This window comes from Candidatus Marivariicella framensis, from assembly GCF_982709265.1.
Window position 1 is genome coordinate 1 of the sequence record NZ_CEXPNT010000003.1, and the last position, 15,448, is coordinate 15,448.

A 15,448-nucleotide genomic window follows, 5' to 3' on the forward strand; every position below is an offset into this window, starting at 1 on the left:
GACTTGTGTTTGCACCTCTTTAGTTACTAATACTAGTGAATTATTTGAAGAAAATGTGGTGTTTAATCAAGATATCGGAAGTTGGGATACTTCAAATATGGTAATAATGACTGAAATGTTTTATCGGGCAACATCTTTCAATCAAGTTTTATCAAGTTGGGATGTTTCAAGTGCAACAGATTTAAGCTATATGTTTGGTGGAGCCTCTGTTTTTAACCAAAATATAGGGTCTTGGAATACTTCAAGTACGACTAATATAAAGGCAATGTTTGTTGATGCATCATCATTTAATCAAGACATAGGAGGTTGGAATATTTCTAATGTTACAAATATTAGTTCGATGTTTAGTGGAGCTTCAAGTTTTGATCAAGATATAAGTGGCTGGGATACTTCAAGTATAACTAATATGAGAGGACTATTCAGTAATACTAATAATTTTAATCAAAATATTTCAAGTTGGGATACTTCAAATGTCACAATTATGGAAGCTATGTTTAAGGATGCTTCCAGTTTTGATCAAGATATTGGAGCATGGAATACTTCAAATGTTACAGCTATGAGACAAATGTTTGAAGGAGCCACCTCTTTCAATCAAAACATAGGTAGTTGGAATATTTCTAGCCTAACCAATATGTATGGTATGTTTGAAGGAGCCATCTCTTTCAATCAAGACATAGGAAGCTGGAATACTTCAAATGTTACGGACATGATTCAAGTGTTTCGAGGAGCTGTAGGGTTTAATCAAGATATTGGTGGTTGGGATACTTCAGCTGCAGTAGATATGAAAGAAATGTTTTTTGGAGCTTCAATATTTAATAAGAATATCGGAAACTGGACCACGTCTAATGTTAGGACAATGGATGCGATGTTCAATGGAGCTATAGTATTTGATCAGGATATTGGAAGTTGGAATACTTCAAGTGTGACTGATATGGATAGTATGTTTAATGGTGCTTCTGCCTTTAACAAGGATATATCTAGCTGGTGTGTAAGTGGAATAACTCCTGAGCCAATTGATTTTTCAAAGAACTCCCTTTTAATTGAAAGTAATAAACCTTCTTGGGGAGAAAGTTGTGGGTCAATAATTAGTCCCAACATCTATTTGGATAACAATGGAATTACAATTCGATGTCCAGAAGCCAATATTGGTGAAAAAGGATTAGTTGATGGTAAAGAATATACTGTTGTAGATCAAGTTCTCCTAAGAGCTATGGTTGAAAATAATGAAGATGTTACCTGTGTTTGTACATCTCGTGTAACAAATATGTCTTCTTTATTTGTTGAAAAAATATCATTCAATCAAAATATTGGAAATTGGGACACTTCTAATGTCATTGATATGAGTGGAATGTTTGCTGAAGCCGTTGCTTTTAATCAAGATATTAGTGTTTGGAACACTTCTAATGTTATTACAATGGAGTTAATGTTTAATTCTTCTTTTGCATTTGACCAAGACATCAATGCTTGGAACACCTCTAATGTGACAACAATGCAAAATATGTTTTTACAAGCAACTGCATTCAATCAAAACATTGGAAGTTGGAATACCTCTAATGTCACAGATATGAGTGAAATGTTTAATGGAGCTACTGTTTTCAATCAAGACATTGGAAATTGGGATACTTCAAACGTATCCAATATGTTTGGAATGCTTTGGGAGGCGTCTTCATTTAATCAAGATTTATCATCGTGGTGTGTAACCAATATTATAGCAGAACCTTTAAACTTTTCAACGAATTCACCTCTGGTTACAGGAAATAAACCTTCATGGGGAGACTGTGTTTCTGAAGTTGTTGTTTCAACACAGTTTAATGTTTCAAAACTATTAACTCCCAATACAAATTCCTTAGAATCTAAATGGATAATTACAAATATTAATGATCATCCAGGAACTATGGTAAGCGTTTTTGATAAAAATGGAAACACAGTTTTTACAAGTCAAAACTATGATAATCAATGGGGAGGGTTGCATCAGGATGGTCAACTCCTTCCTGCTGGAAGCTATTACTATGTGATTATTAAAGCTGATGGAGAAAGATTAGACGGATGGATTTTCTTAACCTATTAAAAATATTAAAACGAAAAAAATAAATAACATATCTAAAAGGTTTTTAATCATTTTCCTCTTTTTAATTGGCCAGAATATCTTTGGCCAACAGCAGCCCTATTATTTGTTTTTCAAACAAAACATGAGTGTAATTAATCCCGCTGCAACAGGTGTTGAAGGATCTTTAGTAGGGTTAAATTATAAGACCTCCATGATTGGTGTTGAAGGTGGGCCTAGTCTTCAGTCAATGATTTATAACTCTAATGTTAATAGAAACGCTTCATGGGGAATCAGTGTTCAAAATGAAAAAGTAAATATTGAATCGCACGGTGCAGCAACTATTGATTATAGTTATCGACTTCAGTTTTCTAATGACAGCTATTTAAATCTAGGAATAAAAGGAGGAATGTTTTTTAATAATATAGATATAAACTCCATTGAAAGAATCACGCCAGAAAGTAATTCTGCTCTTAGTATGGTGAAAAATTATTCAAATCCAATAGTGGGTTTAGGTGCTTATTATAAAGGAAAAAACTACTTTATAGCTTTATCAATGAATAACTTACTAAAATCTAACCGTTATGAAGAAGAAAATGGAATAGTTTCTCAGGCAATTGATAATGGTCAAATCTATACTTCCTTTGGTTTTGATATAAACATAACTGAAAGTATAAGTTTTAGTCCATCATTAATTTACAGTATTGCAAAGGATATTAATAACCAAATGGTAATACTTTCCAATTTAAATGTAGGAGATAATCTTTCTTTTGGAGTCGGTGTTTCAAGTAATGAAAACACTAGTTTTCAAACTTTATTTAAAGGTTTTAAAAATTTAGATTTTGGAGTTGGATATGAGATGAGACCAAAAAATTCAATGTTAAATGGAAATAATATTGAAATTTATTTAGGATATAAATTAAGTTCAGAAGCAGCTAGAAAACCTTCTTGGGAAAGAAATAAATAAACTGTAAATTGTATAAAATTTAAGCTTTATGAGGAAATTAATTATTGACGGTTTGGTTATTTTTATTAGCATTTTCGCCTCATTCTCTGTTGAAAATTATAGGGAGGCAGCTAGTGAAAAAAGTGTTTTGAATGATGCGGTAATAACTCTTGGAGAAGAAATGGTATCTAATATTGAATATACAAAAGAACACTTGAAACAAGTTAAAAACATGAATTATCTTAATAATGAGATGATTAAGAATTTTAAAACTATTTCTCCAAAAGATATTTTTGATATTCACAGCAACAATCCCTTCATCCATAACTTTAATATTGATGGTAAGATCTCCTATGTAAAAAAATATAATGAAGAGTCTTTGTTTCTACTTCTAGTATCATGGAATGCTTGGGAACCCGAAAGAGTGTTTTTTAAATCCATGCTTAATTCTGGTAAATTATTAGAAATAAAAAATAAAAAACTTAGAAAAGAAATTGAGTCAATCTACACCAAACAACAAGAAAGAGTAAATGGGATGGCTCTTGCAACAAAAAATAATACTGATTTAATTGCTAGTTGGTTATTGAATACTCAAAACAAATACAATTATGACATAAGTAATAATGAGACTTTTAATAAACTTCGGGATCAAAAACTAAAAAATCTTCTAAAAGTAAAAGCGTCTATGTTAGAATTGAGAATCAATGATCTTGAAAATTATCTTCAAGCCCTTCAAAATGTCGTATTGCTGATTAGTTCCGAATATAAAAAACTAGACTAAATCAAATGGATATAAAATATAATCTTACTCTTTTTTTTTTAATTTTTATGAATAATTCCTACTCCCAGAATAAACTTCCATTTTCTAAAATCCCTGAAGCTCCAAAAGAAATTTCTTCTTCTACAATTACTGCCAGGATGATTCAAGGGGTTGGTTTTAGATATTATTGGGCAACTGAAGGTTTAACAACTAAGGATCTATCATATAGACCGTCTAAGGATGCTCAATCAAGCTACGAAACTCTTGGACATATTTATGGGTTAGCTCGGACTATAAATAATACTGGAAGCTCTACTCCTAATGTTCGTCCATTAAAAACAATGCCTGAAAGTTTTGAGGATTTAAGAAAAGAAACTCTAATTGAATTAGAGATGGCAAGTGAAAAATTTTTATCTGCAAATTCAAATGATGTTGAAAATATGAAAATTATTTTCCAAAGAGAATCCGGTCAGTCTTCATTTCCTATATGGAACTTAATTAATGGCCCTATCTCTGATGCAATTTATCATACTGGACAAGTTATTAGCTTTAGAAGAACGTCTGGAAACCCAGTTTCAAAGGGGGTTAATGTTTTTTTAGGTTTAAAAAACTAAGTCCGTTTACTTTTCATATCGTCCTGGAGCCATAGCTTTATTAACCATAGAAAAAACAGAAGAGGGCAATAATTTTATTAAGAAAACAATGACTTTCCATGTTTTTGTTGGAACACACAGACTCTTTCCTTTAAGAGTTGCTTCTACTGCTTCCTCAGCAATTCTTTTTGCATCTTTTTTCATAAAAGTTGGAACCCTATCCATCTCATCTTGAACCCCACTAGCTGTGTGAAAATTTGTCACTGTATATCCAGGACATACAGCTGTTGAAGTAATTCCTTTACGATTATAGCTCAAATTTAAACCTTCACTAAATCGATTCATAAATGTTTTAATTGGACCATAAAGAGATTGAATAGAAGAAGGAGGCGCAAAAGCGGCTACGGATGAAATAATCATTATTCTTCCATGTTTTTTCTGAAGCATTTTTTTTATAAAAACTTTAGTAAGGCTAATTACAGATGTTCCTAGAACTCGAATAAACTTTTCTTCATCATCCATCGAAGTCTCATGAAATCTATCAGGATTGGCAAACCCCGCATTGTTAACTAAGATTGATACCTCATAATTTTTTGAACTACAGTAATCAAAAATTTTAAATGGTGAGTTCTTGTCACTCAAATCGCATGAAATAAAATCAACGTTTACATTATATTTTGATTTAATCTGCTCAGATATATCATTTAGTTTGTCTTTTGATCTTGCTGTCAAAATTAAGTTAAACCCCCTTTTGGCAAAACATTTTGAAATTTCAAGTCCTATTCCTGAGGAAGCACCGGTTACTAATACATAAGAATCATTCATATAAATATTTTAATTAAAAGCATACATTAAATTACCACTTAAAAAATTCTTCCTCAGTTATTGTCTTATAATCTTCTTGTTGTTGAGGGTCATAAAAAAAATAGAAAGAATGTTTTTCCCCAAAATTCACAACAGTTCTTTTAAGATCTTCAAAATAAAATTCTCTAGCCTTAAATTGAACATAGAATCTGGTTATTGGCATGTCTTCAAACACCCATTCGTCTCCTGTTCTTATATAAATATGCCTAAGGTATTCATTGTATTGACCTCTTATTAGTGCAATGATATCATGATCTGTTTCATTTGAAATTAAAAGTGAAGAGTTTGAAGTTGCTTCTACATCTTTAGGAAATCGATTGGCAAAAACTTCTTGCCCCGTTGTTCCTCTTTGAGCACTCAAAGAATAGGACAAAAAAATTAATGTCATGAATTTCATTATGGTGTTTATACCAATCATTTTATTATTTTAACCAAATATTAATTATTGAATATTATGGACATTAAAAATAGCGAATTAATTGACATTGATTTCATTTTTGAAATGTATAAAGTTGCTACTGAATATCAAAAACAAAGAGTTATAGATATTTGGCCAGAGTTTGATAAAGAAATGGTGAAAAATGAAATCATTGAAAAAAGACAATTTAAGTTAATCATCAAAAATCAAATTGTTTGTGTTTGGGCGGTAACATTTGATGATCCATACATTTGGGGAGAAAAAAATAATTCAAAATCAATTTATATTCATCGACTTGCAACACACAAAGACCATAGAGGTAATAATTTTGCTTTAAAAGTCGTAGAATGGGCTAAAGAATACGCTCTAAAAAATGACAAAAAATATATTCGATTAGATACCGTTGGTCACAATAAAAAACTAATAAAACATTATACAAATTGTGGCTTTAAATTTTTAGGCCTAACCCAGTTATCTGTATCTGAAAACCTTCCAGATCATTATCAGAATGCTTCGGTTTCTCTTTTTGAAATTGAAATAAAGTCTTAGATTTGTATATTAAAATAAAATTCTAAAAAAACAAAAAATGAAAAAAATATTATTACTACTTTTTGCTTTTTCAATCTCTGCTTGCAATGATGCTGTTCAAAAAGCACCTGAACCAGAAGTTGTTGAACAAGAAAATACCAATGGGGAGCCTGAAGGTCCACATACTTCTACTGAATGGAAAATATGGGCTTTAAGTACTGGTGCTCCATCATTTATAGCTGCAAACTGTACAGTTATTGATTCTGACGGGAAAACTGTTTTAAGAGAAGGTACAAACGGCTGGACTGCAATGGCTGGAAATCCAAGAGGAATGTCTGATCCTGAAAATGGGTGGAAAGATCCGCACGAAGCAATGCCAATGGTTATGGATGGTCAAGCTATGAAATGGGCAATGGCTTTTATGTCTGGGGAAACCCCTGAAATGGATAGTGATGGATGGATGTGGATGCTTCATGGAGACATGGGTGAAGACAACACTAAACAATTAACTTTGAAAAAAGAGGATGCAGCTGAAGGTCAATGGATTGAATCTGGCGCCCACTTAATGTTAATGCCAAAAGATCCTGCTTCTTTAAAGGGACAAACTACTGATTTTAACTCTGGCGCTCCTTACATTATGTTTGAAGGGACAGGGTATGATCACTTAATGATTCCTGTAGAAGGTTATTATAAGTATCAGGAAAAACAATAATTTCAAAATATTTCAATAAAAAAAGCCTTTACTAAAAGTAAAGGCTTTTTTTATTTATATGTAAATAAGTAGATTTTAAAAAGAATTAATTCTCAACTTGAAAACTGTATACTAAAGAATAAGAACTATTATCATTTGAGTCATTCCAAAATCTACCAAGTGTGTATCTTAATTTTTTATCCTTGGAGAATAATGCCTCTCTTTTCATTTAAAAATATTTAATTCTTCCTTACATTTATATTATGAAAAAAATAATTAAAAATATAGTAAAAATTTTGCTCTTAATTATTGTAATCGTGTCAATATCTGTTGGAGGTGGACTACTGTATTTAAAAGCAAACTTGCTTGATTTTGATAAAAATTTTGATACAAATCAATATGAAATTATAGAATTAAATATAAATGGATATAAGTTTTTAGATCGAAATGGAAACAAACAGTTAGACATCTACGAAGATGATAGAAAACCCATTGAACTAAGAGTTTCTGATTTGCTTTCAAAATTAACGAAAGAGGAAAAAGTTCGTATGCTCAAAGGCTCAGGAATGAGTTCAGGAATTGGAATGTCCCCTGATGGAATACCTGGTGCTGTAGGGACTATTGTTTCCACGTCAAGATTAGGTATTCCAGAAATCTATTTATCTGACGGACCTGCTGGACTTCGAATACTTTCGACAAGAGAAAATGATAAGAAAAAGTACTATTGCACTGCATTTCCAATCGCTACATTACTTGCCTCTAGCTGGGATAAAGATTTAGTTCAAAATGTTGGATTTGCAATGGGAAATGAAGCTCTAAGTTATGGAATTGATGTTATATTAGGTCCTGGAGTTAATATTCATAGGCATCCACTATGTGGTAGAAATTTTGAATATTATTCAGAAGACCCTTTTTTAACAGGACATATAGGAGCTGCGATGATTAATGGAATAGAGTCTAACGGAGTCGGAACATCCCCAAAACATTTTGTTGCCAATAATCAAGAAACATCCAGAAACATTAATGACGCTATAGTTTCTGAAAGAGCTTTAAGAGAAATCTATTTAAAAGGATTTGAAATTATTGTGAAGAAGTCTCAACCATGGACAATAATGACTTCCTACAACAAAATTAATGGTACATATGCGCCTGAAAACAAAAGGCTTTTAACAGATGTTTTAAAAAATGAATGGGGTTTTGATGGCGTTGTTATGACAGACTGGTTCGGAGGAAAAAGTGCTACGGCAATTATAAATGCAGGGAATGATTTAATTGAACCTGGAACAAAAAATAGTTGGAACGAATTAAAAAAATCTGCTGAAGATGGAAGTCTGCCTTTAATAAATATTGATGCATCTGTTAAACGAATTTTAGAACTTATTTTCAAGTCTAGAAAAATGCAAAATTATAAATATGATGACAATCCAGATCTAAAAAACCATGCTATTATCTCAGGAAAAGCTGCTGCTGAAGGAATGATATTGCTTAAAAACAATGAGACCCTTCCAATGAATAATGTTATTAATATTGCCCTTATAGGAGCTACTTCTTATGACTTTATTTCTGGGGGAACAGGTTCTGGCGATGTTGATGAAGCCTACACTGTTGCATTAGACGAAGCTTTAAAAGATAAAGGCTTTATCCTAAATGAAATCGCTTTAAATCATTATGAAAAAAAAATTCAAAACAATCCGAATAAAAAACAAAAAGGTGGTGGAGCAATAGAAACAGCTATGACAATTATGAATCCTCCAATTCCTATGGATTTAGAGTATCCTATTGAGTTAATTGAAAAAACAAGTAAAACAGCAGATATAGCAATTATAACGATTGGAAGAAATAGTGGAGAAACAGCTGACAGAAAAGTTGAAGGTGATTTTTTACTTTCTAAAACAGAAAAAGAGATGATACTAAATACTTGTAAAGTTTATCATTCCTTAGGAAAAAAAGTGGTTGTTATTCTCAATATTGGGGGAGTAATCGAAACTGCTTCCTGGAAAGATTTACCAGATGCCATTTTATTGGCCTGGCAAGGTGGACAAGAAGGTGGTAATTCTGTGGTAGATATTTTAACTGGAAAAATAAATCCAAGTGGTAAGCTACCAATGACTTTTCCAAATGATATAAATGACCATAAATCTTCATTAAATTTTCCTATGGATGGAGAGCAACTAAATTTATCAGATGTAATATCTGGGCTTATTAGTGAAGAAAAGGCTGAGGAGGAAAAAATTAAAAATAAAGATTATACTCTTTATAAAGAAGGGATCTATGTTGGATATCGACATTTTGACAAAAACAATATAGAAGTATCATATCCCTTTGGATACGGACTTTCTTATACAGATTTTGAATATTCTGACCTTAAAATAATTAAAAAAATAGATACAATTAAGATGTCTTTAAATGTCAAAAATATTGGGAATCAAAAAGGTAAAGAAATTGTTCAAGTGTATATCTCAAAAAATAATTCTAAGATTGATCGTCCAATAAAAGAATTAAAAGAATTTTCAAAAACAAAATTGTTGGATCTTGGAGAAACTATTAAAATGAATTTTAATATCCCTATTTCTGATCTATCCTATTGGAGTGAGGAATTTAATGACTGGAGTTTAGAGAAAGGTGACTATTCCATTTTAATAGGTGCTTCTTCAAGAAATATCAAACTCAATCAAGAAATTGATATTAAATAAAAAGTTGAATGAATAAATCAGATCTATTAAATTGTCACGATAGGATAAAACCTTTTATTCATAACACCCCCATTCTTAAATCTACTCAAATAAATAAAATGGCTGGTGCTGATCTTTATTTTAAGTGTGACAATTTTCAAAAAATGGGAGCTTTTAAAATGAGAGGTGCTGCTAATGCTATTTTACAACTTACCGAAAATCAGAAAAAAAGAGGTGTTGTCACCCATTCTTCAGGAAACTTTGCTCAGGCTCTTTCTTTAGCGGCAAGTAGTATCGGTATAAAAGCATATATAGTTATGCCCTCTAATGCAACAGAAATAAAAAAAACTGCTGTAAAAGGTTATAAGGGAGAGCTGATTGAATGTGAGCCAAATCTAAAAGCAAGAGAGATTGCTGCTAGAGAAATTGAACAATCAAAAGGTGCTACTTTTATTCATCCTTCGAATGATAATAACGTAATTCTTGGACAAGGAACTGCTTGTAAAGAGCTATTACATGAATATGATGATCTAGAATATATCCTTACTCCTGTTGGCGGAGGTGGTCTTATTGCGGGAAGTGCAATAGCTGCAAAATATTTTGGTAAAAATTGTAAAGTTATTGGAGCTGAGCCCTTTGAAGCTGACGATGCTTATCGTTCTTTAAAAAGCGGTAAAATTGAAACTAACAAAACCACCAATACAATCGCAGATGGACTTAAAACTCAGTTGGGGGATAAAAATTTTCCAATAATTCAAAAAGAAGTCCATTCAATAATTAGAATTACTGAAAATGAAATAATTGAATCCATGAAAATTATTTGGGAAAGGTTGAAAATAATATGTGAACCCTCATGCGCTCTTCCTTTAGCTGCAGTTTTAAAAAATAAAGATTTTTTTAAAGCTAAAAAACTGGGAATAATAATCTCAGGAGGAAATGTAGATCTAAATAATTTACCTTTTTAAAGCCGTGGTTTTCTTTTTAATTTAATAGTAAGTTTTAAAATGAGATTCCAAGCCCAATATTACCTACTACAATTCCTCCAGCTCCAATTCCAGGTATACTTGGTATTTCTTCTGTTACAGACTCTGATACTGACCCAGAAGTTGCATTAAAAGTTAAGGAGTCAGGAATCGTTCCAAATCCATATCCTAATTCAAAACTAAAATAAAGTGTTCCTCCAGTTTTTACTCCAATTTTTAATATTGTAGTATCAATATTTAAATCCACTGATCCTGTACCAGTCATTCCTCCACTTAAACTTACATCATTATAAACGAGAGAGGAAGAAAAGCTAGAAATTCCTAAACCTGCATAAAAACCTTTTCCTTTTTCATTAAAATAATATTTGGCGCCAAATTCTGAATAAGAGAGGTCAATTTCTGTCATGTCCACTTTCAGATCATATGCACCATAATTAATATAGGGTGCAATTCGATTATTTAAAACAGGAAGAACATACTCAAATGTTCCTGAAGCCATATTTGGAACACCTAATTTTAAACCTAAAGATATTCTTTTTACAGATTGTTCTTCCTCAGAAAATTCAATTTCATTTGTGTTATTTTCTTCATCTTGAGCTGTTAACTGAAAACAAAAAAATACTACTATTAGAGTAAATATTTTTTTCATTTAATTTGTTTTTTTATTAAGATAATAAAAATATTAATGTTAAAATATATTATAGTTACCTTCTGTTTTTAATAGTGTTTTTTAATTTATATCCACTAAATATTCATGCCATGAAAAATCACGTTTTTGTATTACTATTTACACTTTGTTCTTTGACCTCTCAAAGCCAAACTTTAGACTCAATATTCAACACTCTCAAATTCAGAAATATTGGCCCTTTTAGAGGTGGAAGATCTAATGCTGGTTCTGGAGTAAATGGAGACCCTCTAACATATTATATGACCACAACCGGAGGTGGGGTCTGGAAAACAAATGATGCAGGACAACATTGGAGGAATATATCTGATGGATTCTTTTCATCTGGATCAGTTGGTGCAATCTCTGTGTCAATTAGTAATCCAAACATAGTTTACGTTGGCATGGGTGAACATGCTCCCAGAGGCGTAATGACTGCTCATGGTGACGGTGTTTATAAATCAATAGACGCAGGCTTGACCTGGACAAATATTGGTTTAAAAAAAACACAACATATTTCTAGAATACAAATACACCCTGAAAATCCAAATATTTTATGGGTCGCGGCTCAAGGAGCATTACATGGTAAATCAAATGAAAGAGGGATATACAAATCAAAGGATGGAGGGAAATCTTGGAAAAATGTTTTGTATATAAATTCCTCTACTGGGGCAAGTGAATTATCTATAGATATTAATCATCCCAATGTTTTATATGCTGCAATGTGGGATCATATGAGAACTCCATGGAAAGTGATAAGTGGAGGGCCAGGCAGTGGATTATATAAATCTATTGATGCTGGTGAAACATGGAAGAAAATAGAAAATGGTATTCCAAAAGAAAAAGGAAAAATGGCAATAGCTGTTTCTCCTGCAAATTCAAATTGGGTGTATTCATTAATTGAAAGTGATTCAGAAAAAGAAAAAGGGGGGTTATTTCTTTCAAAAGATGGGGGGGATTCATGGAGTAGAATTACTAATGACCACCGACTACTCCAAAGAGCCTGGTATTATATTGAATTAGCTCTTGATCCAAATAATGAAAATGTTGTGTATGTATTAAGTGCCTCCACTTATAAGTCCATTAATGGAGGTGTTGATTGGGAAGAAGTAGAGACACATCATGGAGATTATCATGATTTGTGGATTAACCCTGAGAACTCTAAAAATATGCTCATTTCGAATGATGGGGGTTCTGAAATAACTTTTGATGGAGGAAAAAACTGGTCTAGGATTGACAATATGCCTACTGGACAGTTTTACAGGGTAATAACAGATAATTTATTTCCCTACAATGTATACGGAGGGCAACAAGATAATAGCTCTGTGAAAATTGCAAGCATTGGAATTGGCTCTGGAGGCATAAATGAACAAGATTGGACTGCTTCTGCTGGAGGAGAAAGTGCCTTTATAGCTTTTGATCCTGACAACCCAATAAAGGCTGTGGGTGGAAGCTATTTAGGATCAATAGAAATGCTAGATACTGAATCAAAGCAAAGTACAAAGATCATGATTGAGCCAAATTTATATCTAGGCTTAGCTGCAAGAGATATGAAATATTTGTTTAATTGGAATGCCCCTATTATTAAATCTGAGCATGAAGTTAACACTTATTATCATGGAGCTCAATACTTGCTTAGAACCAAAGATGATGGTATTTCTTGGGACGTAATATCTCCAGATTTAACTAGAAACCAAGATCAAAAACAAGGGAAAGGAGGGGGCCCATACACTGTAGAGGCTGTTGGAGCAGAGAATTATGGCACATTAAGCTATGTGAATGAATCAACCCATGAAGCTGGATTAATTTATACAGGGAGCGATGATGGTTTTGTTCATATTACAAGAGACAATGGAGAGACATGGAAAAACATTACTCCTAAAGGTCTAAATGAAACATTGATCAATGCAATTGAGGTTTCTCCTCATGATCCTGCAACTGTATATATAGCAGCTACTCGTTATAAATTTAATGACCATACTCCTTCTATATATAAATCTAATAATTATGGTGAAACATGGAAGAATATTTCTAAAGGAATTTTAATGGGTGATTTCACAAGGGTAATTAGAGAAGATGTTTCTCGAAAGAATTTACTATATGCTGGTACTCAAAACGGTTTATATGTTTCTTGGAACGGAGGAGTTAATTGGTCCAAGTTAAGTTTAAACTTGCCTGTAGTTCCTATTACTGACATGAAAGTAAAAGGCAGTGATCTTGTAGTGGCAACTCAAGGAAGAGCTTTTTGGATTCTTGATGATCTTAATTTACTTAGACAATATGATTCTAAAAATTCTGAAGGCAAGTTGTTTAATACTCAAAAAACACTTGTCCCGAATTGGTATAGTTCTATGAATAATAATTCTGCTACTGGAACAGATTTATTACAAGGAGTTAATCCAGCTAGTGGAATGGTGTTTTATTATAACTTACCTAAGCTTCAAAATAGCGAAGAAGTGAAACTTACTATTTCAGATTTAAATGGTAAAATAGTAAACACATTTAGCTCAATTTCAGACTCCACTTATGTTGATTATGAGGGGGGACCGCCCAAAAAAAATATTTTATCATCAAATAAAGGTATTAATAGGTTTGTTTGGGATTTGAGATATTCTTTATTAAAAGGAATTCCTGAAGCCTATATTGAAGGGAGTTTTAGGGGACACAAAGCAATTCCAGGAAGCTATAAAGTTTCACTATCGTATTTAGATAAAAACTTTGAAATTAAATCTCAAATAGTTAATAATCCTATGAAATCAGTTTCAGTAAAAGATTATAAATCATATGAAGTCTTTATGTCGGGAGTTGAAAAAACATATAATGAAATGACTAATATGACAAATGATTTTCATAAAATTGAAAATCAATTAAATCTTTTAAATTTAGTTTTAAAATCAAATGGTGAAAAAGAGCTTTCTGAAAAAGCTGAAAATTTAGTTTTAGAGTTAAAAAAATGGGACAAAATAATGGTTCAAAGGCTTTCCAAGGCTTATGATGATGTTGAAAACTTTGAAAACGGCTTCACTGCGCACTATTTGACTTTAATAAACGCGGTAGATAGTGAGTTGCCCAGAGTTACAAATGGAGCTAAAAATAAACGGATTGAACTAAATAAAAAATGGAATAAATATAAATATCAAGCAAACAATATAATAAAACCACAAATCATTCAATTTAATGTAGATTGCCAAAAAAATGGCATTGGAGCTATTTACATTAATTAAAGATTCATGGAAATTTTAATATCGGCTATATCTATTTTTTTTCTAAGATTAGCCGATCAAAGTCTTGGTACAATAAGAGCTTTACTTGTTAGTAAAAACAAATCGTTTTATGCTGCTTTAATTGGATTAGTGGAGTCTGGAATATGGGTGATAGCAGTATCAAAAGTAGTAAGAGATGTTGATGATCCCATTTTAATAGTTGGATATGCGCTAGGATTCGCTTCAGGAACTTTTCTTGGGTCTTATCTTGAAAACATAATTGGAGTAGGAAATATTGTTATTAGAGTTTTTTCTTCTATAGATTCACCAAGCATAGCATTTGCCTTGAGAGAAAAAGGATATCTTGTAACTGTCATAAATGGTGAAGGAAGAGACGGAGAGGTTAGAATTTGTTGGAGTATTATTCCAAGAAGGAAAAGAAAAGATGTAATTAAAACTATAAAAGAAGTTAATCCAGATGCATATGTGACTTCTGATTTAGCAAATCCTATTTCACTAAAAAAATAAATTCTACCATTATAATTTTTTAAATCTTTTAAATTAATTATATTAGATAGTTATAAAACACTGAGCAATGAAAAAAATTAGCGCATTTATCGTCCTTTTACTGTTTTCAGTAAGCATTTCATTCGCTCAAAAATCTAAAACCGATAAGTCTGAAAAGTTTTATTCTAAAAATTGGAAAATAGTAAAATCAGATGATAATCCATCATGGTCAAGTTTAAAACCAGATAAAAGAGCAGTCACCAGAGTTAACTCATCTAAGTCCAAAGTAATAAATTCAGTTAATTCTCACTCTAAGTCGACTAAAACAAAAAAATCTACTTATCCAAGCGCTATAAATAACACTCTAACAAATAGGGGTGCTAAGAAATCTGGTTCCTTAAAAAAAGCAAGAACTACTACTTTAAAGTCTATTAGAAAGCCTATTGATAAAAAGAAATTATTCTCTAAAAAAAATAACTGATTTCACAAATAAAAAAATGATCATTTATCTATGATTATTTAAAAGGTTAGCTTTACTTTTGCACAAAATTTCATATTCATTCTAAAATGAAAGC

The 15,448-nt window shown here is 31.7% G+C and carries 15 protein-coding genes; 11 read left to right on the forward strand and 4 right to left on the reverse strand.

What is annotated here, in order from left to right; genetic code table 11:
• From AC34EU_RS01695 to AC34EU_RS01710, 4 genes are all read left to right on the forward strand, one after another.
• Positions 1-2,068 (forward strand): BspA family leucine-rich repeat surface protein (locus AC34EU_RS01695; RefSeq protein WP_487533820.1); only part of this gene is annotated, 2,068 nt, incomplete at its 5' end.
• 49 nt (positions 2,069-2,117) lie between these two features.
• On the forward strand, positions 2,118-3,011 hold the full coding sequence (locus AC34EU_RS01700; protein ID WP_489696019.1) for a PorP/SprF family type IX secretion system membrane protein: 894 nt from the start codon (positions 2,118-2,120) through the stop codon (positions 3,009-3,011).
• 28 nt (positions 3,012-3,039) lie between these two features.
• Positions 3,040-3,771 (forward strand): hypothetical protein, encoded by a 732-nt coding sequence (locus AC34EU_RS01705; protein ID WP_487533819.1) that lies wholly within the window; start codon positions 3,040-3,042, stop codon positions 3,769-3,771.
• A gap of 47 nt (positions 3,772-3,818) precedes the next feature.
• On the forward strand, positions 3,819-4,364 hold the full coding sequence (locus AC34EU_RS01710) for a DinB family protein (protein ID WP_487533818.1): 546 nt from the start codon (positions 3,819-3,821) through the stop codon (positions 4,362-4,364).
• Between the two features lie 6 nt (positions 4,365-4,370).
• On the opposite strand, the gene AC34EU_RS01715 is transcribed toward AC34EU_RS01710, so the two are convergent.
• Positions 4,371-5,168: an SDR family NAD(P)-dependent oxidoreductase gene (locus tag AC34EU_RS01715; RefSeq protein ID WP_487533817.1), complete on the reverse strand. Its 798-nt coding sequence runs from the start codon at positions 5,166-5,168 to the stop codon at positions 4,371-4,373.
• Between the two features lie 31 nt (positions 5,169-5,199).
• Positions 5,200-5,625, reverse strand: coding sequence for a hypothetical protein (locus tag AC34EU_RS01720; RefSeq protein WP_487533816.1), 426 nt, complete (start codon positions 5,623-5,625; stop codon positions 5,200-5,202).
• Positions 5,626-5,661: 36 nt separating this feature from the next.
• On the opposite strand from AC34EU_RS01720, the gene AC34EU_RS01725 reads away from it, so the two are divergent.
• Together AC34EU_RS01725 and AC34EU_RS01730 are read left to right on the forward strand one after the other, a co-directional pair.
• Entirely contained in the window at positions 5,662-6,174 is a 513-nt protein-coding gene (locus AC34EU_RS01725) for a GNAT family N-acetyltransferase (protein ID WP_489696007.1), read from the forward strand.
• A 37-nt stretch (positions 6,175-6,211) separates the two neighbouring features.
• Positions 6,212-6,865, forward strand: a complete 654-nt coding sequence (locus AC34EU_RS01730; protein WP_487533814.1) for a hypothetical protein — start codon at positions 6,212-6,214, stop codon at positions 6,863-6,865.
• Between the two features lie 85 nt (positions 6,866-6,950).
• Here the strand turns inward: AC34EU_RS01730 and AC34EU_RS01735 are convergent, their stop codons facing one another.
• Positions 6,951-7,073, reverse strand: a complete 123-nt coding sequence (locus tag AC34EU_RS01735) for a hypothetical protein (protein WP_487533813.1) — start codon at positions 7,071-7,073, stop codon at positions 6,951-6,953.
• A gap of 34 nt (positions 7,074-7,107) precedes the next feature.
• Between AC34EU_RS01735 and AC34EU_RS01740 the strand changes: the two genes are divergently transcribed.
• Positions 7,108-9,537: a glycoside hydrolase family 3 C-terminal domain-containing protein gene (locus tag AC34EU_RS01740; RefSeq protein ID WP_489696008.1), complete on the forward strand. Its 2,430-nt coding sequence runs from the start codon at positions 7,108-7,110 to the stop codon at positions 9,535-9,537.
• A gap of 8 nt (positions 9,538-9,545) precedes the next feature.
• Positions 9,546-10,481 carry a pyridoxal-phosphate dependent enzyme gene (locus tag AC34EU_RS01745; RefSeq protein ID WP_487533811.1) on the forward strand — a complete coding sequence of 312 codons (936 nt, stop codon included), beginning with the start codon at positions 9,546-9,548 and terminating at the stop codon, positions 10,479-10,481.
• Between the two features lie 34 nt (positions 10,482-10,515).
• Here the strand turns inward: AC34EU_RS01745 and AC34EU_RS01750 are convergent, their stop codons facing one another.
• Positions 10,516-11,148: a hypothetical protein gene (locus AC34EU_RS01750; RefSeq protein ID WP_487533810.1), complete on the reverse strand. Its 633-nt coding sequence runs from the start codon at positions 11,146-11,148 to the stop codon at positions 10,516-10,518.
• Positions 11,149-11,258: 110 nt separating this feature from the next.
• Between AC34EU_RS01750 and AC34EU_RS01755 the strand changes: the two genes are divergently transcribed.
• From AC34EU_RS01755 to AC34EU_RS01765, 3 genes are all read left to right on the forward strand, one after another.
• Positions 11,259-14,387 carry a WD40/YVTN/BNR-like repeat-containing protein gene (locus tag AC34EU_RS01755; RefSeq protein WP_489696009.1) on the forward strand — a complete coding sequence of 1,043 codons (3,129 nt, stop codon included), beginning with the start codon at positions 11,259-11,261 and terminating at the stop codon, positions 14,385-14,387.
• A 6-nt stretch (positions 14,388-14,393) separates the two neighbouring features.
• Complete coding sequence (locus tag AC34EU_RS01760; RefSeq protein WP_487533808.1) at positions 14,394-14,894, forward strand: DUF2179 domain-containing protein; 501 nt, start codon at positions 14,394-14,396, stop codon at positions 14,892-14,894.
• Positions 14,895-14,961: 67 nt separating this feature from the next.
• Positions 14,962-15,354 (forward strand): hypothetical protein, encoded by a 393-nt coding sequence (locus tag AC34EU_RS01765; RefSeq protein WP_487533807.1) that lies wholly within the window; start codon positions 14,962-14,964, stop codon positions 15,352-15,354.
• Positions 15,355-15,448: the final 94 nt, after the last annotated feature.